We start from the raw sequence: 20,155 nt of genomic DNA, 5'->3' as shown, positions 1-20,155 counted from the left end.
TGTTTGGGATTTTCAGATCTTGTTGTTCACTGATTACCTGTTCAGTCGTAGCTGCCCTTACTTGGCCAGCATGGTCGGGGCCGGCAGGTCCTGCTCCAGAGTCAGCTTCTCGTCATCCAGGTTCTCGCCCTTAAGGTCGGTGTACGCATTGGCGGCACCTTCGGCGGTGGTCCGGATGGGGAACTTGAAACGCTTCATGTTGCCGTTCCGGAACTTAACGGTCCACATGATGGAGTCGGAGCTCCGCATGGGATGCACGAAACCGCCCATGGGCACGAAGTCGTCATAGCCGCGGACGGCGATGGCGCCCTGCGGACAGATTTTCACGCAAGAGTAACACTCCCAGCATGCATCGGGCTCCTGGTTATAAGCCTTCATCTCGTCCTTGTTCAAGACCATCAGGTCGTTGGGACAGATGTACATGCAGGCAGTCTTATCACCGCCCTTGCAACCATCACACTTTGAAGGATCCACATAGCTCGGCATTCACTAACCTCCTCAATAATTGAGTTTGAATTTTGTCGATCCGGCCACCCCCAGACGGGGATCGCAAGACCTACGACACCTTTTCCAGACAACTTTTCACCACTAAAAAACCGCCCCCGGCAAGCTGTCGTACCCTACGACAGAAGCAACAATCGGCAAACCTGCAGCAAAACCTGCATCGTCCGCCTCCGCACGGTTTACCCTTGCCTGGGCCGGAAATAAAACGTTCTTTTTCAGAAAACTGAAGGGGCGCTCATATTTTCTAACTCAGGTTTCTATAATTTTTCACCTGTCAAATGTCAAGCAAAAAACTCCCGGCGGCTGGTTGACGGAAAAGCCGTTTAACAATTGACACCAACCGCCCAGATGAGTATCTTTGTGGGTTTATATTTCGATCGCCAGCAAACGACCATTGCGGCCAGCCAAGGCCCGACCACCACGAGGATGTACCAAATCATGAGCAAACCGGAATCACCCCCTGACCAGTCGACGCTTCTCAGCCGCAATCCCAGCAATATCATGCCTCATAAGCTTGACCTGGACAGCAACCTGAAGTTCAGCTGTCACCCCGGGGTCGCATGCTTCACGGCCTGCTGCGGCAACATCAACATCGTCCTGACCCCCTACGATATCCTCCGCATCCGGCGGGCTCTAAACTTGCCGGCCGCCGAGTTTTTACTTCGCTTCACCACCCCGGTCTATCTGGAAAAAACTGACCTGCCCGGGGTGCGAATCAATCTTGACGAAGATGGTCGCTGCCCCTTTGTCACCGAGCAGGGTTGCACGATTTATGAACACCGCCCCACCACCTGCCGCTACTATCCGGTGGGGATGTCCTACTTCCGGGAATCACCGGAGAGCAAGGAAGAGAGCGCGCCGGCCGAGGAGTTTTACTTTCTGGTCAAAGAGGACCACTGTAAGGGCCACGAGGAAGAGAAGGTGCAAACCATCCGGGAATGGCGGGGCGACCAGGGCATTGATGAATCCGACGTCATGAACAAGGAATGGATGGAACTGGTCATGCGCCGCAAGTCCTTCGGCCTCCAGGCCACGCTGAGCGAGCCGGCCAAGCGGATCTTTTTTATGGCCAGCACCGACCTGGACAAGTTCAGGGAGTTGGTGCTCAGCGACAGCTTTCTCTCCTCCTACGAACTGGATGAGGAAACCCAGAAGAAACTCCGAGAAGATGATGTGGAGCTAATGCTCTTTTCCTTCCGCTTCCTGGCCGCCACTATCTTCGGCATCCGCGACTCCGGCCTCAAGGTGAGGGAGGAACGACTCAAGCAGAAGGTGGAGCAAATAAAAAAGAATCGAGCGGAGAAGGAACAACGGGCCGAGGAAACTTACCAGGAATTGCTCAAGGACCACGAGGAACTGAAACAGCGGGTCGAGAGCAAAAAGAGCGGCAAGGGCCCGGGCCAGTAACGCCCTCCCGGCCGGGAACTGTTTCCCAAGACCGCGACAAGACATCAGCCCCTGGCGTGCTTTCCCAAAATGAGCCGGAAACAGGACCCGCTCCCCGGCTCACTTTCCACTTCAATCCGACCTCGGTGGGCGTCGATAATATTTTTCACGATGGCCAGCCCCAACCCGGTGCCCCGGTGCTTGCCGGTATGAAAGGGGCTGAAAATCTGCTCCCGCTCTTCCTCCCTGATTCCCTCACCGGTATCGACAATCTCCACCACCTGCCCGCCCCCGATCATCTTGTGCAACCTCCGACTGCGCAGGGTCAGGGTGCCGCCGTCAGCCATGGCCTGGACGGCATTGAGTATGATATTCAGCAGTGCACGGTATATCTGCTCCCGGTCAAGCTGCAGGGTCGGCAGACTTTCGGTAAGCTCCAGGGAGGCCGTAATTCCCCGGTTTCGCAATTCCGGGGCCAGAAATTCCAGGGCCTGCCGAATGATCTCGTTGATGGACTCCGGGGCACGGTTCAGGGTCTGAGGGCGGGCGAAATCGAGAAACTCCCGCACAATCCCGTCCAGCCGGCCGGTTTCGCTGACGATGATCTCGGCCAGATGTTCATTGCCCGGGGCCTCCTTGCGCACCCGTTTGCCTAAAATCGCCGCCGTACTGCGGATAATCCCCAGTGGATTCTTGATTTCATGGGACACCGAAGCCACCATGCGGCCCAGGGTGGCCAGTTTTTCACTGTCATGCAGCTGCTGCTCCAGCCGCCGACGCTCTTCGGCCCGGGCCTCCATGATTCTTTCGGCTCGGCCTACAATAATACGCAAAACGATAAAGAGGGCCGCCATCATCAGCATCGAGATCAGGATTACCGCCCCCTGGAACCTGGCGATGGCCTCCATGTCTTCCGACAGGTCCTGCACCACCTCGATTACCCCCATAATGATATCCGGCTTATCTTCCATGGGGGTATATTGAATGAAAGGGATAAAGGTGTGCAACTGCGAAGTGGCCGGGGTCACCCAGGGCAGCGCCCCCCAGGGCTCCCCTTCGGTGACCAGACGCGAAGCACTTTCCCCGGCCAGGGCGTTACGGTATTCCCGGCCGCCCGCATCCCGCTGTCCGATCTTCTCGCTGTCGGTACTGTAGGAAATAATATTTTCCCGGGAATCGTAGATGGTTACCGTTTGAATCCGCATCCCGTAAGTGGTGTTGCGGACCACCGCATCCAGCAGTTGATGCTGCTCCGGGGTGCGCAGGGCGATTTTGCCGTAATGCAGCACAGTGGGCACCACGAACTGCTGAAAAACCTGATGGCTCAAGTTTTCGGTGACCACCAGCGCGTAAGCTTCGCTGCGCTCCAGCAGGGTTCTTTTGGCATAATCGGAAATCAACAGGGAAAGCACCAGGGCAAAAGCTAAAAAAACCGCCAGGCTGGAAAAAGAGAAAAATTTTACCAGCCGGAACGGCTTCAGGGCTGCTAGTTTACTTCCCTCGGCCTGCTTGCCTTCAACCACCACACACCCCGCAACGTCGACAGCTTTCCACCCGGCAGGCCTCGGTGACAGCACCACTGAGCCCCCGCTGATATTCTTTGAAGAGATACTCCGGCTTGATACCCGGTGCAATAATTTCCCAGGGGAACCGTTCATCGGCCGTACGGCTACGACCGGCATACCAGTCAGGGTCAATCCCGTGGGTGGCCAGGGCACGGCTGGGCCGGGCTTCAACTCCGGTCGCCGCCAGGCGCAGCAGCGCCTGCCCCAGGCGCCGGTCACCCCTGGCGACAATGGCTTGCCAATAGGCATGTTCCGGAGATTCGGCGCTGAGCTTGACATTGGCCTGGCTCTTCAACTCCCGCTTCAGCAACTGCAGACGGCGGCGCAGCAATAACACTCCGGCGAAGGGGGCATACTGGAACGGGGTCCAGGGCTTGGGCACCAGGGAACTCACGCTGAGTTGCACTTCAGTGAGCCAGCCGCGGCGGCGGCCTCCAGCCAGCAATCGGCGGTGCAAACGGCCGATCATGGCCACCAGTTCCATCAGGTCGGCATCCTCTTCGCCGGGCAGCCCGATCATGCAGTAGAGCTTAATGGTTCGCACATCGATGGCGGCCAACGCCTCGGCCGCCCGCAGGATATCTTCCTCGGCCAGATTCTTGTTGATCACCCGTCGCAAACGCTCCGAGGCTCCATCGGGCGCCAGCACCGCCGTTTTGACCTCGCTCTGTTTGAGCAAACGCAACAGTTCGGGGGTTATGGCGTCGGCCCGCAGAGAGGAAAAAGAGAGCCGACAACCGGCAGCCTCGATTTGACGGCTGATGGCCGCCAGCGTCTCGGGGGCGGCCATCTCCATGCCCAACAGACCAACCCGTTTAATATCCGGCGGCCGCCGATTGAGGGCGGCCTCGATGGCCACCGGCGACCACAAGCGCGGCGGCCGGTAGACAAAACCGGCGGCGCAAAAACGGCAACTGCGGCTGCATCCCCGCCCCAATTCGACCACAAAGAGGTCGCTGAACTCGGCCCGAGGACTAAGCAAACGCGAATAGCCGGCAACCGCCGGGGAGTTTTGCAACACCGGTTTGATTCTCGGCGGCACTCCAGGCGCCGCCATCATGTGCGCCAGGCGACCGTCAGCAAGGTAGTGCGGGGTATAAAAGCGAGGCACGTAGCAGCCGGGACAAGAGGAGGCCAGATCGTGGAGCAGGGTGATGCGCGAAGAGTGGCCGGCGCCTCCGGCGGAGGCAATCTCTGCCCGGTAATGGCTCACCAGCCGCGCAAGCACCGGCGGCAGCAGCGCCTCCGCCTCACCGATCAAAAAAAGGTCGGTGGCCGGAGCCAGCGGTTCCGGGTTCATCCAGGTCGCCACCCCGCCCCCGATCACCAAGGGGTGATGCTCTGACCGACGTTCGGCATCCAGTTCCACTCCGCCGGCGGACAGCAAACGCAACAGGTTTAAGGTGTCGCCTTCAAAGGAGATTGAATAGCAGATCAGCGAGAAATCACCCAGGGGGCGCCCTGACTCCAGGGAACGGGGCACCTCTCCGGCGGAGGGGAGCACGAAACGCTCGGCCAGGATTTGCGGGTGTTCATTGAGCAGGTCATAAACCAACTGCCAGCCGAGGTTGGAGGCGGCCACCGGGTACGTATTAGGGAAAATCAGGGCCACCGTCAGCCGGTGGCCCCATTTCTGACGCCAGGTTCCACGCTCGCCCTGCAGGAGGTCGGGGGGCGACGACTCCTGCCGGCGGCCGCGGACGCGACGCGCGCGGCCGGCACCCATCACCGACGGCCGTCAGCTTTCATTTTTGCGCAAAAAGGTGGGCCGATCAAAATCTTCATCGGTCATTAATGAAGGAAAGGCTTTGCGGCCGCCTTTAGCGGCCGCCTCACGGTTGCAGCCACTGCCCGTTCCGGTCATCGGCAGGCTCTGCACCCTGGCCTCCCGCTTACCGGCACCGGGCAGGGGCCGGATATTGTCGGCAACATCCTCAAAATCCTCCACCGCCCGAATGCCGGTGGCGATCACCGTCACCCGCAGTTCATCACCCAGGTTGTCGTCGAAAATAACCCCGAGGATAATATTGGCATCCTCATGGACCTCGTCATAAATCTTGGTGGTCGCCTGGGTCACCTCGGCCATGGTCAGGGTATCCTGGCGAGCGGAGATATTGACCAGCACTCCCTTGGCCCCATCAATACTGATATCCTGCAGCAGCGGACTGGCAATGGCCATGTTCACCGCCTCACTGGCCCGATTTTCTCCGACCCCTTGCCCGGCGCCCATCAAAGCCGGCCCCATTTCATTCATCACCGTGCGGACATCGGCAAAGTCCGGGTTGATGTAGCCGGGCAGGTTGATCAGGTCGGTGATTCCCTTAACCGCCTGGACCAGGACATCATCGGCCATCTTCATGCCGTCGATGAAGCGGGTGCCTTTCTGGGCCATGGAGATCAGCCGGTCATTGGGAATGGTGATGATGGTATCCACATGGGCCTTGAGCTCCTTCCAACCGGCGTCGGCATTTTTCATCCGTTTCTTGCCCTCGAAGGCAAAAGGCTTGGTGACTACCCCGACGGTGAGAGCTCCCAATTCCTTGGCCACTTTGGCCACCACCGGTGCCCCACCGGTACCGGTACCGCCGCCCAGGCCGGCGGTGACAAAAACCATGTCGGTATCCTCCAGCAGCTTGCGGATTTCATCAATGGACTCCTCCGCCGCCTCCTGACCCACGTCGGGCCGAGCCCCGGCCCCCAGGCCCTTGGCCAGATTGGGCCCAAACTGCAGCCGGACATCGGCCTTGGACTGTTCCAGGGCCTGCATGTCGGTGTTGCCGGCAATGAACTCCACGCCCACCAGGCCACTTTCAACCATGGTATTAACCGCGTTACCGCCACCGCCGCCGATACCAAACACCTTGATCCTCGCCCGCGATTCAGTCTCCGCTAGCTTAAAAGACATAACCTGCCCCCTTAAAATGCTGGTTGCTGCTGCTATCCAGGCAATTATTTCCTGTTCCCCGGGCCGCCGACGACGCCCCGAAACTTAAATCACTTTTTTGAACCACTCCTTCATCCTGCTGCCCAGGCGGGAAAACATCCGCCCGGAGCGGGCTCCAAAACCGGTGGCCGGATCATGCCGGGAGCCGTACACCAGCAAGCCAACTGCGGTGGCCCACTGGGGAGAGTCAATCATCTCCTCAAGGCCCTCGACATTTTCCGGATATCCTACCCGCACCGGCAGGTCGAAGATCTGTTCGGCCAGGTCTTCCAGGTGCTCCAGTTGGGCGGTGCCGCCGGTCAGCACCAGACCAGCATTGACAAGTTCCTTGTAGCGGGAGTCGACCAGTTCCTGATTGATCAGGGTCAGCATCTCTTCCACCCGCGGCTCCAGGATCTCGCCCATCACCCGGCGGGACAGCCGCCGGGATTTGCGTCCGCCCACACTGGGCACTTCAATGATCTGATCCTTGTCGATCATTGAGGCCAGAGCGCAGCCATATTCCTCCTTGAGCCGCTCCGCCTCTTTAAGCGGGGTGCGCAACCCAACCGACAGATCGTTGGTCAGATTATGGCCGCCCAACCCCAGCACAAAGGTATGCTTGATGGTGCCGCCGGCAAAAACCGCCAGATCAGAGGTGCCGCCGCCGATATCCAGCAGCCCCACCCCCAGCTCCATTTCTTCCCGGGTCAGCACCGCCTCCGCCGAGGCCAGCGGCTCCAGCACCACGTCGGCAACATTGAGCCCGGCCCGGTTGCAGCACTTGACGATGTTGTGCACCGCGGTCACCAGGCCGGTGACGATGTGCACATCGGCCTCAAGCCGGACCCCGGTCATGCCGATGGGATCCTGGATATCGGGCTGGCCGTCGACGATGAACTCCTGGGGCAACACGTGGATGATCTCCTGGTCCGGCGGCACCGGCACCGCCCGGGCGGCATCAACCACCCGGTCGATATCATCCTGGCGAATCTCGCCGGAACGAATGGGGATCAGTCCATGGGAGTTAAAGCCCTTGATATGACTGCCGGCAATCCCCACATAGACCGAACCGATCTCACAGTCGGCCATCTGTTCGGCCGCTTCCACCGCCTTGCGGATAGAATCCACGGTGGATTCTATGTTTACCACCACCCCTCGGCGCAGCCCCACCGAAGGGGCACGGCCCATGCCGATTATCTTGATCTGCCGGCCGAGCACTTCGGCCACCACCGCACAGATCTTGGTGGTGCCGATGTCCAGGCCGACCAGCAGTTCTCCCCGTTCCTCACGACTCATACGAATTTTCCTCTTTTCCTCTCACCTGCTTCAGCCGGGCGCTCAGCCGCCGCTGGTTTTCTCCACCAGCACCTGGCCCGGCAGATAATCCATCCGGATGGCCGCGGTTTCCGCAAACACCCTTTCTTTGTACAACCAGTTCAGCACCCGCACCAGGCGGTTATAGCTCAGCGCCACCTCCGGCTCCCGGCCCAGGTACACCGGGAAGGGACGGCTGACCAGAAAAAGGGTCACGGCACCGTCCGCCGCCAGGTTGAGTTCTGAAATCCCCTGGGCCGGCAGAATCACTCCCCCCCGACCTGCCAGCCGGATCAGATGCAGCGCCCGCCACAGGGCCCTACGCTGCTCTTCCGACCAGGCATCAACCTCTCCCAGGCCGGTGACCACCGGAAAGTCCAGCTCCTCCGGAGGTTCTGCCGGCGCAAAGGGCAGCCCCTGGCGATCCGCGTAATAAAGCCCGTCCGGCAAACTGAGGATGGCCAGCGGCCGTCGCTCTTTAATGGTTATCTGCAGGCGGCTTGGCCACTCCCGGCGAATCTCCGCCGACTCGATCCAGCCATGGGCCTCGATGCGCCGGCGCAATGTGCCGACCGACAAGGCCAGCAGGTTACTATGGACATCCAGGCCGCTCAAGGCCAGAACCTCCTTTTTGGTGGTCCGCACCCCACCGTCGATCCTGATCGAAGTAAGCTGAAAAAAGGACGACTGCCCCAGTTGCTGCAGCAACAGCATGCCGCTGAACCAGGCCACCAGCAGCATGGCCGCCAATCCCAGACCCAGCACCGCCAGTTTGCCGACAAAGCCAGAATTCGCGGCTGACCCGGGGCCGCCCCGACGAGTTAGCCATTTTTTTTGTCTTACCGGTTTTCTGCCTCTCATTCAAACCCCAGTAAATGAACCTCCGGTTTCAGTTCCACCCCGCTGTGCCGCCGCACTTCATCCTGCACCCGGACCGCCAGCGCGTGCAGGTCCTCAGCCCGGGCTCCACCCAGGTTGACCAGAAAATTGGCGTGGGCCGGCGAGACTTCGGCCCGCCCCACCCGTCTCCCTTTCAACCCCGCCGCTTCGATCAGGCGACCGGCGTAATCCCCGGGGGGGTTTTTGAAAAATGAACCGGCACTGGCAACCCCCCCGGGCTGCGCGGCCCGACGCCGGCCCAGATGCCGCCGGACATTTTTTTTTATTTCCGCCGCCGGCTTGGGCTCCACGGCCAGAATGGCCGCCCCGACCACCTCAAACGGGGCCAGGCCTTGCAAGTGGCGGTAAGTGAAACTGATTTCAAGCTTTGGTCCCATTTGCTCGGCTGGCACTTTTCCCCCCAAAACGGCTGCCGCTCGTAAGCCGGGGCGGGACGGGGCCGCCGTTCTAGTCCCGGAGGCGGAAACCAGCTCCAGGGCCACTACTTTTTCGCCCAGCGATTGCCCAAAGGCCCCAGCGTTCATTACCACGGCGCCGCCAATGCTGCCGGGAATACCAGCCAGGAATTCCAGCCCCCCCAAACCGTTCCTGATCGTCCAGTTCAGCAAGGCCGCCAGGCTGCAGCCGGCCTCCACCCTTACCAGGTAAACATTTTCCTGGGGCCGCCCCATCGCTGGCGTAACCGGCAAAAGCTCGATTTTACCCAAGCGCCGATCCAGCACAATGGCCACCCCGGCATAGCCCCGGTCGGCCACCAGCAGATTGCTCCCCCGGCCAAGCACCCGCCAGGGGCAACCCTGGCGCTGGAGAATCGCCAGCAGCACCGTCAACTCCCGTAAGTCACTGGGGCGAGCCGTAATCGCCGCCGGTCCGCCCACCTTGAAGGTGGTCAAAGGAGCCAGGGGTTCATGTCGACGCAACGCACCGGACCAGTTTTCAGAGAACAGGGGGCAGCGATCAGCCGCGGCCAGGCAATCTCCGGGCAAGCGCCGGAGCAATTCGCATCCCGCTGCCGCCACTAAGCCGCCTGGTCCTTGGCCGATAAAGCGGTGAGCACGCTTTCTCCCAGCCGCCAAATATTACCGGCCCCCAGGGTCAGGACCACGTCACCGCGCCGCAGCATTGACATCACCGCCGCCGACTGATCGATCAGGCCAGGCACATATTCCACCTCTTTCTGGCCGTGTCGGCGAATGGCTTGGGCCAGCGCCGCACCGGCCACCGTGGCGATGGGATCCTCGCCGGCGGCATAGATATCGTCCAGCAGCAACAGATCGGCATCGTGGAAAGAGGTACAAAAATCCTGCAACAGCCCGGCGGTACGGCTGTAGCGGTGAGGCTGAAACAGCACCACCAGCCGGCGCTTGGGCCAGGCCTCACGCATAGCCGCCAGGGTGGCCCGGATTTCGGTGGGATGATGCCCGTAATCGTCAACCACGGTAATGCCGTCAACCTCACCTTTGACCTCCAGCCGTCGCTGCACCCCGCTGTAGGTGCTTAAAGCCCGGGCGATGACGGTGAAGGGGATTTCCAGCTCCAGACCCAAGGCGATCACCGCCAGGGCGTTGTAAACGTTGTGCCGGCCCGGCACCGCCAGGGTCACCTGCCCCAGCCGTCGACCTCGCTGCCAGACCTCGAAGCGGGAGATAAAACCGCGGGCGACTATTTCCCGGGCCTGGACATCGGCCTGGCTGCTCAGCCCGTAGGTAATGGTGCGTTTGCGCACCAGGGGCAGCAGGGCGGCCACATTGGGGTCGTCGAGGCAGAGAATGGCGGCACCGTAAAAGGGAATCCGGTTGATGAACTCCAGAAAGGCCGCCTTGACCGCCTCCAGGTCATGATAATGATCCACATGCTCCAGGTCGATGTTGGTCACGATCTCCAGCACCGGCGAGAGCTTCAAAAAGGAGCCGTCAGACTCGTCGGCTTCGGCCACCAGAAAATCGCCCTCGCCCAGTTTGGCGTTGGAGCCGAAGCTGTTGACCTGGCCGCCGATTACCACCGTGGGATCAAGCCCGGCCTCGGCCAGCAGGGTGCCGGCCATGGAAGTGGTGGAGGTTTTGCCGTGGCTGCCGGCAACGGCAATCCCGTTGACCTTGAGTCGCATCAGTTCAGCCAGCATCTCAGCCCGGGGAATCACCGGGACCAAGGCCTCATGGGCGGCCACCACCTCGGGATTATCCGATTTGACCGCCGATGAGGTCACCACCACATCGGCTTTGGCAATCCAGCGGCGGTCATGGCCGATGTTGATCTCTCCGCCCAGCTCCCGCAACCGCCTGGTGATCCGGCTCTCCCGCAGATCTGAACCGCTGACCCGGTAGCCCAGGTTGAGCAGCAGTTCAGCAATACCACTCATGCCTATGCCGCCGATGCCGACAAAATGAATATGCTGATTTTTACGATACATTTGGTTATTTTTCCCCTCTTGCTCGATTTCCGCCCACCGCCAGGCCCTGAGCGATGATTTCGGCGGCGGCCTGGGGCCGGGCCATTTTACGGGCCTGAGCCGCCATTTTTATCCTGGCCTCTTCATCAGCCAGCAGTTCCCTGATCTGCCCGGCCAGATCCCGGGGGCTCAGATCTTTTTCCGGCAACAGCCGAGCCGCCCCCTGGTTTACCATGATCTCGGCATTGCGCCGTTGATGATCATCGGCGGCGTGGGGGTATGGGATCAGCAACGCCGGTTTGCCGAACAGGGCCAGCTCCGCCAGGGTGGTGGCCCCGGCTCGGGAGACCACCAGGTCGGCGGCCAGGTAAGCGGCGGCCATGTCGTTAACAAAGGTCTGCACCTCGGCTTCAACCCCGGCCTGATGGTACTGTTCGGTCGCCATCTCCTGGTCATGACGCCCGGTCTGATGTCGGATGGCCGGGGTTATGCCCTGGGCGGCCAGCAACCGGGCCGCCTCCACCATCAATTGGTTAACCCGGTGGGCTCCCTGGCTCCCCCCCAGCACCAACAGGTGATTGGTGATTTTTTTTTCCTTTGCCGGTGAAACCTTGCTGCTCTCCGTCATCTCGGCCTGCCTGGCCGCCGCCAGCAGTTCCAGACGCAGTGGATTACCCACCAGGATGGTCTTGGCCGCAGGGAAATAACCGCTCTGATCCGGCAGCGAGAGAAACACCCGGTCGACGAAACGGCCCAGCAAGCGATTGGTAAGCCCAGGTACCGAATTCTGTTCGTGAATACAGGACGTTATTCCCAGCACCCGAGCGGCCAGCAGCACCGGCCCGGTAACATAGCCACCAACCCCCAGCACCAAGTGGGGCTTAAATTTCCGCAGCAGCAGCAACGCCTGCCATAGCCCAACCGGAACCCTGGCCAGGGAGACCATCTGGCCGGCCCAGGAGATCCCCTTTAGGCCACTGCCGGTGAGAGTGGCCTGACGATAAGGCTTATCCGCCAAGGCCCGGCGATCGATCTCTCGGCCGGTACCAATGAAGAGCACCTCGCTGTCGGGATAGCGGGCCAACAATTCATCGGCCACGGCTATCCCCGGGAACAGATGGCCGCCGGTGCCGCCACCGGTAATCACCAGTCTGACGGCCATCAGCCTCTCCTCGCAGAGGCCGGCACCGCCAGGTATGTTCCCACCAGCCTTTTCATGCAAACATCGCCTCCATCACCGGGCAGTGCCCCGGCAGACCGCCGCCACCGTCACCATTAACCGCCAGTTCCCGGACTACTCGGCGGAAAACCTCACCCCGTTGGGTATAACTGGTAAACATATCGAAGCTGGCACAGGCCGGGGACAGCAGCACCGCATCACCAGGAGCCGCCAGACTAGCGGCAAGCCGTACCGCCGCCGGTAAGTCTTCCGCCTCGGTGACCGGCACCGTCGGCGCCAGGGCGGCCCGCATTTTTTCCCGGGCCGAACCGATCAAAACTACGGCCCGCACCTTTTCCTGCACCGCCGACAGCAGCAACCGGTAGTCACCGCCTTTGTCCAGCCCACCGGCAATCAGCACCACCGGCCCGGTGATCCCCTGCAGCGCCGAATTGACCGCTCCGATGTTGGTGGCCTTGGAGTCATCGTAGTAGCGCACTCCTTCCACCGTCGCCACCAAAGCCAGGCGATGGGGCAGCGCCCGAAAGGCGGCCAGGGCCGGCGCCACCGCCGCCGGCGGGCAGCCGGCCAGGCGGGCCGCCAATACCGCAGCCAGGGCATTCTGGCGGTTTGGTTCTAGCGCCAACTCATTGTCTGGCAAGGGGTACTCTTCGTGCTCTTCACTCTTCCCGGCCAGGCCAAGCCGGATAACTCCGGCCGCTCCCCCGGGCACCGCGCCATTTTTTTCTTCAACCACCAGTGGCCCGGCAAAGCCCCGGCCGCCAAAGCTAAACACACTGGCCGCCGGCGGCGCCGCCGCCAGCAGGCGGGCGATTTCCGGGTCATCACGGTTGATCACCGCCCGCTGCTCCGATCCCTGGTTGGCCAGCAGCCGCCATTTGGCGGCGGCGTAGGCGGCGTAATCGGGATAACGGTCGAGATGATCCGGAGAAATATTGAGCAGCACCCCGATCTCAGGGCAGAAATCGCCGGCACTGTCCAGCTGGAAGCTACTCACCTCCAGCACTGCCCAGTCCGCCTCTTGGGGGCCGGCCAGGTATTTGCACAGCGGAGTGCCCAGGTTACCCCCAACGAAAACCTGATAACCGGCGGCCCGCAGCAGATCACCAATCAGGGTGGTAACGGTGCTCTTGCCGTTGGTGCCAGTAACGGCAATCACCGGGGTACGGAGATAGCGCGAAGCCAGGGCCAGTTCGCCGATGATCGGCACCCCGGCGGCCCGGGCCATTGCCAGGGCAGGGATATCCAGCGGCACTCCGGGACTCAACAGGATAACATCGACCCCGGCAAAAAGCTCCGGCGAGTGCCCTCCCACTTCGCAATACACTCCCCGTGCCTGCAGCCACTGCACAGTTTCGCTGTTCGACGCCATCGCCCTTCCCTCTTCGGAGACCGAAATTCTGACGCCCTGCGCCAACAGGAACCGCGCCGCCGCAATCCCGGATTTACCCAGGCCCACCACCAGCACATGTTTTCCTTCCAGATTCACCGGGGAGTTCATTTTCTCACCTTTACCGTCGCCCATTTTTCCGACTCAACAGTTCAACCGGGCCAATAACCTACTAAATTAACGGAGCGGTAATCGTTCAGCAGTGCCGCAGGTTCGGGTAAGCAGCCAAGCGCCGCGTACCCCCTGTACGCAAGCTTGGCTGATCGCCCGAAGATGCGGTGCTGCTGGACGATTACCTTTATCTCAACTTCAGGGTGGCAATGGCCAACAGCCCCAGCACAATGGAGATAATCCAGAAGCGAACCACAATTTTGGGTTCCTGCCAGCCTTTTTTCTCAAAATGGTGATGAAAGGGGGCCATTAAAAAAATTCTTTTACCCCCGCTCAGCTTAAAAAATCCCACCTGGAGAATAACCGACAGCGCCTCCAGGACGAAGATCCCTCCAACCATGGCCAGCAGAAACTCCTGCTTGGTAATAATCGCCACCATCCCCAACGCCGCGCCAATGCCCAAGGAACCGGTATCTCCCATGAAAACCTGGGCCGGGAAGGTGTTGAACCACAGGAACCCCAAGCAGGCTCCCACCAAAGCACCGCTGAACACTGCTACTTCTCCTGCTCCCGGCACATGCGGGATCTGGAGATAAGAAGCCAGCACCGCATGCCCGGCCAGATATGAAAAGACCAGATAAACTGTGCCGGTTATTACCACCGGGCCGGTGACCAGGCCATCCAGACCGTCGGTAAGGTTAACCGCATTGGAGGCCCCCACCACCACCAACAGGGCGAACAGGCAGTACCAGACGCCCAAGTCCGGCCGGAATTCCTTGAAAAAAGGAAAGCTCAAATGGCCGTCAAAGCCGGGCAACCAGAACATAACCGCCATCGCCGACCCGGCCCCGGCGGCCTGTAGCAGCAGCTTGCCCCGCACGCCCAAGCCCTGGCTGTTTTGCTTGTGGATCTTGCGCCAGTCATCGTAGGCTCCAATGGCCCCAAACCAGAGCAATACCGCCAGGATCAGCCATACAAAACGGTTGCCAAGGTCGACCCAGAGCAGGGTGGTTACCGCCACTGCGGCCAGGATCAACAAGCCGCCCATGGTGGGGACCCCGCTTTTAGAGTAATGACTCTCCGGCCCGTTCTCCCGGATCACCTGGCCGATCTGGCGGGCCTTGAGCCAGGCAATGAAAGGCGGCCCCAACACCAGCACCATGAAAAAAGCGGTCAGCGCCGCCCCGATACAACGAAAGGTGATGTACCGGAAAACGTTGAGCACGCTCAAGTATTCATGCAGCGGATAAAGCAGATGATAAAGCATTACCCCTGCTCCCGCCCGGCACTCAGGGCCTCAACGATGGTTTCCATTTGCATGCCGCGGGAGGCTTTGAGCAGCACCAGATCATCGGTTTTAAGTTTGCCTTTGGCCGCCGCCTCCAACAGCCAGGCGCCGATTTCCTTTTTATCGACACAGGCCCGTACCCGGCCGGCATCCATCCCGGCCCGACGGGCGGCGCGAGCCGTCTCACCGGCAAACTCACCCACCGTCAGGAGGTAATCAAAACCAAGCCGGGCCACTTTCTCGCCGATAAAGCGATGGGCCGCCGAGCCATGGCTGCCCAGTTCCAGCATGTCTCCCAGGATCGCCACTACCTTGCGGTTACGACGGAGGTTATGCACCGTCTCAAGGGCGGCCAGCATGGATGAAGGGTTGGCGTTGTAGGAATCATCAATCAGTTTCAGCCCGGCAACAAAAGGCTGAATCCGCAGCCGCTTGGCAAATGGCCGATAACTTTCCAGGCCAGCCACGATCTCCCGCGGTTCAAGCCCGGCAGCCACGGCCAGGGCGGCGGCCGTCAAGGCATTCTGCACGTTGTGAGCCCCCAGCGCCGTGATCTTCACCCGTCCCCGCCACTGATCGGCGATGGTCAGGGTAAAGCTCATGCCTTCCTCACCCCGACTGCGCAAATGGGTGGCCCGCACCATGGCGCCGGGTTTGCGGCCGAAGGTAATCCGGCGCTGGGGCAGTTTGTCGGCCAGCCGCCATACTCTGGGGTCGTCCCGGTTGACCACCAGCGTGGTCCAGGGACGCATGCCACAAAACAATTCCCCTTTGGCCCGGGCCACCCCGTCGACATCAACCAGCCCGGCCAAATGGGCTTCCTGAACATTGGTGATACAGGCAATATCCGGCTGGGCAATTTCCGTCATCCGGGCAATCTCGCCAAAGCGATTCATTCCCATCTCCAGCACCGCCGCCTGATGGTGCGCATCCACCGGCAACAAGGAAAGGGGCAGACCGATGAGGTTATTGAGATTACCCCGAGTTTTTAAAACCCGTTGCCGACCCCACCCCTGCTCCATGACGGCGGCGGTCATCTCCTTAACCGTTGTCTTACCGGAACTGCCGGTAATGGCCAGCACGGTCAGCTCTTTCATTTGCAACCGGCGGTAATGGGCCAGATCCCCCAGGGCCTGCAAAGTATCAGGGACCAGCACCACCGGTACCGGTACCGGCTCCGTCGGGGTCTTTTCCAGCACCAGGCCGGCAGCCCCTTTGTGAATAACCTCCGCCGCAAACTGGTGGCCATCAAAATTTTCTCCCCGCAGGGCGATGAAAAGATCACCCGCTTCGATGGTTCGGCTGTCGGCCGAAACCAGGCGAAAAACCGCCTCCGTGCAATTCCCCCACAGACGACCGCCGGTGGCCAGCAAAACCTGGTCCAGGGTCCATACCGGATTCTGGGCCAAAGCAAAGCCGTAGCCGAATTCCGCCCGCCGACAGGCTCGCCACCGCGGCTGGCGCTCGCTCAAAGTTCGTGCCGGCTCCATTTCTCCCCCTCTTGAATAAAATTGGCAAGCATGCAGCAACCCCTTATTTTTTTGACGAAGTAAAAAGCTTGCATTCTAACCCGCCTGGGTCATTACCGCCAGTTGTTCTCTTACCTCCTGCCGATCGTCAAACATCAGACAGCGACCCGCGATCACCTGCGTGGTTTCATGACCCTTACCGCAAACCAGCACCACATCCCCGAGTCGAGCGTGAAAAATAGTGTCCCGAATTGCCTGGCGACGGGAGACCAGCAGGTCGTAGCCCCGGCATTTTCTCGCCTCGCCCCTTTCGCCTTTCAACAGGTTTTCCAACCGCCCCCGCCGGACTCCCGCCCCTTCAAGACCCCGCTGGATATCAGCCATGATGGCGGCCGGCTGTTCACTGCGGGGGTTGTCCGAGGTGAGAACCACGATGTCCGCCAACCCGGCAGCAACTTGCCCCATCAGCGGGCGCTTGACCTGATCCCGGTCGCCACCACAGCCAAAAACAACGATCAGCCGGCCCGGGGTCAACTCACGCAAGGCCTTCAGTACATGCCCCAGGGCATCGGGGGTGTGGGCGTAATCCACCAGCACCTCCACCCCGCGGCCGGAACTGAAACGCTCCAAACGACCAGGGGGCGGCGACGCTCCACCCAAAGCTGCGGCGATGGTTTCGGGGCTCATCCCCAAGGCCAGGCCGACCCCGGCCACCCCCAAGAGATTATCCAGATTAAAGTCGCCCACCAGGGTAGAGCGCAGTTGCCATTCCCCGGCCTCACTATGTAGCTCCGCTTCAATGCCGACCAGGCTCAGACGGCGGCGCAACAAGCGCAGTTCTGCCCCCCGGGCGCCACAGCGCCACAACCGCAACTCTCCAGGCTGGGGCCGACGACTGGCGGTTGCCGGTATGACCCTGGGCAACAGCTCCGCAATCAGCCTTTGATTCCAGACATCGCCTGCCGCATCATCCTGTTCAGCCCGGCCGTCCAGCACTACTGCCGCCCCACCGGGCTTTAAATAATGATCAAACAGACGTTTCTTGCCGGCAAAGTAACTGGCCATATCGCCATGGTAATCCAGATGCTCGTGGCTGAGATTGGTGAACAGCGCGACATCGAAGGCAATGCCCGCCACCCGTTGCTGCTCCAGAGCATGGGATGAAACTTCCATGACCACATGGCTTACCCCGGCATCGGCCATCTCCCGCAACAACTGCTGCAGACTTTCCGGATCCGGCGTGGTATGGGTGGCCGGCATCACCCGGTGCCGGTAACGGTAATTGACCGTGCCGATCACTCCGGGCTCTCCGCCTGACTGGCGGATCAACTCTTCCAGCAGATAGGAGGCGGTGGTCTTGCCATTGGTGCCGGTGATGCCGATCATCGTCATCTCCCGCGCCGGGAAACCGCGTAATGCCGCACACAACCGGCCAAAAGCGGCCCGGGTATCGGCGGTGGCCAGATGCAGCACTTCCCCCCCCTGCCCCACCGGCGTACGGCAGCCCGTCTTGCAGAGCACTACCCGGCAACCCTGCTTCACTGCGGCAGCGAGATAGTCATGGCCATCCACCCGGGTACCCGGCAAAGCCACAAAAAGCGAACCGGGACCAGCCCGGCGCGAATCAGCGGTGACCGACGTTACCTCCGGTGCCCCGTCTTCCCGCCCGGCCAGCACCGTATAATCAACCGCCGCCGCTTTGAACAATTGGCGCACCTTCATTAATTTGACCCGGCTGCTACCATCTCGCCACCGGGCACCCTGAGCTCGATAACTCCTTCATCCACGCCCCGGAGCGAGGCGCCGGGCGGTGGCTCCTGATAAACCACCCGGCCGCTGCCCTTTACCTGGAAACGCAGACCGGAAGAATGTAAAACCTGTAAAGCCTTACGCAAGCTCAACCCCACCACATCAGGCATTTTCTCCGGCGCCCGGCGTGCCGTTGCATGCATCTGCAACTCACCGGTTTCCTGCTTCTCCAGCCACTTATGATACAGGGCTTCCTCCCGCGCCAGAATCGTTGCCGATGCGGGAAGAGGAGCTGACTGGTTAAGCCTGTTGCTCCATTGGTCAAGATCGCGAATCACTCCCGCCAACGGCGAGGGCAATTCAAGATCAAGGCCGGCCCGTTCAACAAAGATCAGGGCCGCCAGCACCGGTTTCTCCCTCGGGGCCAGCCCCAGCATCACCGCCTGGTAGCGTTTGGGCCGGTCGGACAGTTCGGCCGCCGTTTCAGCGGGCTGATTTTCCTGCACCCCCCCTGATCCGGGCGGCGATTCCGCATTCATAGCCGCTAATTCGGCAGTTTGGAGAGCAAGAGGCCCGACTTCGGCCACCAGGCTCTCATAAGTGGCCACTTGGCCGCTGCTGCCAGTTTGATTTAATAGCTCTTTGAGCGCCCAGGTTCCGGTTGCCGCCGGCGCCGTCTCAACAGCCACTGCCGACTGCCGCGGCCAAAACTCCTCCCCATCCCAGAACCCTTTGATCACGTGCGGCTTCACCGGGCTGCCGGCGTTAACCAACCGGCTGAAGGAGGCCAGCAGTGAGACCCCATTTACGGCGGCCCTATTATCCTGGAGCAACTGCCGGCACCCTTCCCCCTCAATATCCTCGGCCTGCATGATTTGCCCCATACTTCTGCCTTCCAACAGATCCAGGTCACTATCCTGGCATAGCCCGACCTGCCGCAAAAACTCTTCCGACCAAAAACTACCGGTCCGGCTGTTGCCGCCAAGGAAGGCTGAAGCGTAAACATCCGGCGCGAGACGATACCACAACCCCTCCCTCGTGGCCGTCCCTGCTCCGCCAGCCAAGCTAGTCGCTGGGCGCACACGGTCATCTTCGCCAGCTGCCCGCTGAAAAAGTTCACGCAGGGCGCCGATGTGAACCTGGATGACGGCCCGATTGAGCCGCTCTTCAGCCCCGGCGGCCCAGAAACGATTGGGATCGTAGGCCGGCAGACTGGCCATGGCCAGCACCGCCCCGGTGGCCACTTCCATTACCAATCCGGCAGCAGCAGCACCGTCCACCGAGCGCAGCACCCGCGCCAAGCGATGTTCCAGTTCGCGCTGCAAGGCAATATCCAGGGTACTGACCAGATGCACCCCGCCGCCGGCCGTTACCCGGTCGGGAACCCCGGCGGCGGCCAGACGGATATCACTGACTCCGCCCCGCAGAATATTATCGTAGGAAAGTTCGATACCGGCCAGCCCCTGTTCATCCTTGACAAAGCCAACCGCATGCGCGGCGCCGTCGCGATGGGGGTAGTATCGATGGGAACCCGGCATGACGTAAATGCCGGGCAACCCCAGGCCCAGCACTTCGTCCGCCACTTCCTGCCTGGTCTGGCGGCTCAACCACACGAAGCTGCGCTCACTGCGGAAAGAGTCCAGCAGGACCTGTGAGTCCAGGTCCAGCAGTCGCGCCAGTTCAACCGCTGTTCCCTCCGGATCATTGATCTCAAGTGGCCGGGCGTAGAGGGAACTGAGGCGGAAACTAAGGGCCAGGGTATCGAAGTGGCGATCGTAGATGTTATTGCGCCGCAGAGTGGAACTCTTCACCAGCGTCTCTCCGTGGTAGCCGGCGGCCAGCCTCTTTTGATCGGCCCCAGAGAGACTCAAGAAACCCCAGACGACCAAGCCGAGCACCGGCAACAGCAGGATCAAAAAAAGCATTTTTTTGCCACGCTGTCTGGCGCTCATGGTCCTGGGCATATCTGTTCTCCTTAACTCAT

15 protein-coding genes are annotated in these 20,155 nt (G+C 60.9%); 1 reads left to right on the top strand and 14 read right to left on the bottom strand.

Annotated elements, in window-relative coordinates:
• Positions 1-57 precede the first annotated feature (57 nt).
• Positions 58-486, bottom strand: a complete 429-nt coding sequence (gene aprB, locus P0N66_RS00495; protein ID WP_275801997.1) for an adenylyl-sulfate reductase subunit beta — start codon at positions 484-486, stop codon at positions 58-60.
• 456 nt (positions 487-942) lie between these two features.
• Between aprB and P0N66_RS00490 the strand changes: the two genes are divergently transcribed.
• The gene (locus P0N66_RS00490; protein WP_275801996.1) at positions 943-1,911 is read left to right on the top strand and encodes a YkgJ family cysteine cluster protein; all 969 of its coding nucleotides are present in this window, start codon (positions 943-945) and stop codon (positions 1,909-1,911) included.
• Positions 1,912-1,955: 44 nt separating this feature from the next.
• On the opposite strand, the gene P0N66_RS00485 is transcribed toward P0N66_RS00490, so the two are convergent.
• The 13 genes from P0N66_RS00485 to P0N66_RS00425 all read right to left on the bottom strand — a co-directional run bounded on the left by P0N66_RS00485 (position 1,956) and on the right by P0N66_RS00425 (position 20,135).
• Positions 1,956-3,413, bottom strand: a complete 1,458-nt coding sequence (locus tag P0N66_RS00485; RefSeq protein ID WP_275801995.1) for a two-component system sensor histidine kinase NtrB — start codon at positions 3,411-3,413, stop codon at positions 1,956-1,958.
• Positions 3,406-5,181, bottom strand: a complete 1,776-nt coding sequence (locus P0N66_RS00480; protein WP_275801994.1) for a radical SAM protein — start codon at positions 5,179-5,181, stop codon at positions 3,406-3,408. Before P0N66_RS00480 ends, P0N66_RS00485 begins: the two co-directional genes overlap by 8 nt.
• 12 nt (positions 5,182-5,193) lie before the next feature.
• Entirely contained in the window at positions 5,194-6,360 is a 1,167-nt protein-coding gene (gene ftsZ, locus P0N66_RS00475; RefSeq protein ID WP_275801993.1) for a cell division protein FtsZ, read from the bottom strand.
• Between the two features lie 84 nt (positions 6,361-6,444).
• The gene (gene ftsA, locus P0N66_RS00470; protein WP_275801992.1) at positions 6,445-7,677 is read right to left on the bottom strand and encodes a cell division protein FtsA; all 1,233 of its coding nucleotides are present in this window, start codon (positions 7,675-7,677) and stop codon (positions 6,445-6,447) included.
• Positions 7,678-7,719: 42 nt separating this feature from the next.
• Positions 7,720-8,556, bottom strand: coding sequence for a cell division protein FtsQ/DivIB (locus tag P0N66_RS00465; RefSeq protein WP_275801991.1), 837 nt, complete (start codon positions 8,554-8,556; stop codon positions 7,720-7,722).
• Positions 8,553-9,614 (bottom strand): UDP-N-acetylmuramate dehydrogenase, encoded by a 1,062-nt coding sequence (locus tag P0N66_RS00460; protein WP_275801990.1) that lies wholly within the window; start codon positions 9,612-9,614, stop codon positions 8,553-8,555. The genes P0N66_RS00465 and P0N66_RS00460 overlap by 4 nt, the downstream gene beginning before the upstream one ends.
• Positions 9,614-11,005, bottom strand: a complete 1,392-nt coding sequence (murC, locus tag P0N66_RS00455) for a UDP-N-acetylmuramate--L-alanine ligase (RefSeq protein ID WP_275801989.1) — start codon at positions 11,003-11,005, stop codon at positions 9,614-9,616. The genes P0N66_RS00460 and murC overlap by 1 nt, the downstream gene beginning before the upstream one ends.
• Before the next feature lie 4 nt (positions 11,006-11,009).
• Positions 11,010-12,146 carry an undecaprenyldiphospho-muramoylpentapeptide beta-N-acetylglucosaminyltransferase gene (gene murG / locus P0N66_RS00450; protein WP_275801988.1) on the bottom strand — a complete coding sequence of 379 codons (1,137 nt, stop codon included), beginning with the start codon at positions 12,144-12,146 and terminating at the stop codon, positions 11,010-11,012.
• 52 nt (positions 12,147-12,198) lie between these two features.
• Positions 12,199-13,689 carry a UDP-N-acetylmuramoyl-L-alanine--D-glutamate ligase gene (gene murD, locus P0N66_RS00445; RefSeq protein ID WP_275801987.1) on the bottom strand — a complete coding sequence of 497 codons (1,491 nt, stop codon included), beginning with the start codon at positions 13,687-13,689 and terminating at the stop codon, positions 12,199-12,201.
• 163 nt (positions 13,690-13,852) lie between these two features.
• Positions 13,853-14,932 (bottom strand): phospho-N-acetylmuramoyl-pentapeptide-transferase, encoded by a 1,080-nt coding sequence (gene mraY, locus P0N66_RS00440; protein ID WP_275801986.1) that lies wholly within the window; start codon positions 14,930-14,932, stop codon positions 13,853-13,855.
• A complete protein-coding gene (locus tag P0N66_RS00435) occupies positions 14,932-16,443 on the bottom strand; it encodes a UDP-N-acetylmuramoyl-tripeptide--D-alanyl-D-alanine ligase (protein WP_275801985.1) in 1,512 nt (503 codons plus the stop codon). The genes mraY and P0N66_RS00435 overlap by 1 nt, the downstream gene beginning before the upstream one ends.
• Before the next feature lie 75 nt (positions 16,444-16,518).
• Positions 16,519-18,144 (bottom strand): UDP-N-acetylmuramoyl-L-alanyl-D-glutamate--2,6-diaminopimelate ligase, encoded by a 1,626-nt coding sequence (locus tag P0N66_RS00430; protein ID WP_275801984.1) that lies wholly within the window; start codon positions 18,142-18,144, stop codon positions 16,519-16,521.
• A complete protein-coding gene (locus tag P0N66_RS00425; protein WP_275801983.1) occupies positions 18,144-20,135 on the bottom strand; it encodes a PASTA domain-containing protein in 1,992 nt (663 codons plus the stop codon). Before P0N66_RS00425 ends, P0N66_RS00430 begins: the two co-directional genes overlap by 1 nt.
• Positions 20,136-20,155: the final 20 nt, after the last annotated feature.

This window comes from Desulfurivibrio dismutans (assembly GCF_029210385.1).
Lineage (GTDB): Bacteria > Desulfobacterota > Desulfobulbia > Desulfobulbales > Desulfurivibrionaceae > Desulfurivibrio > Desulfurivibrio dismutans.
Note: the sequence above shows the minus strand (reverse complement) of the source record. Positions and strands in the feature narration are given on the sequence as shown.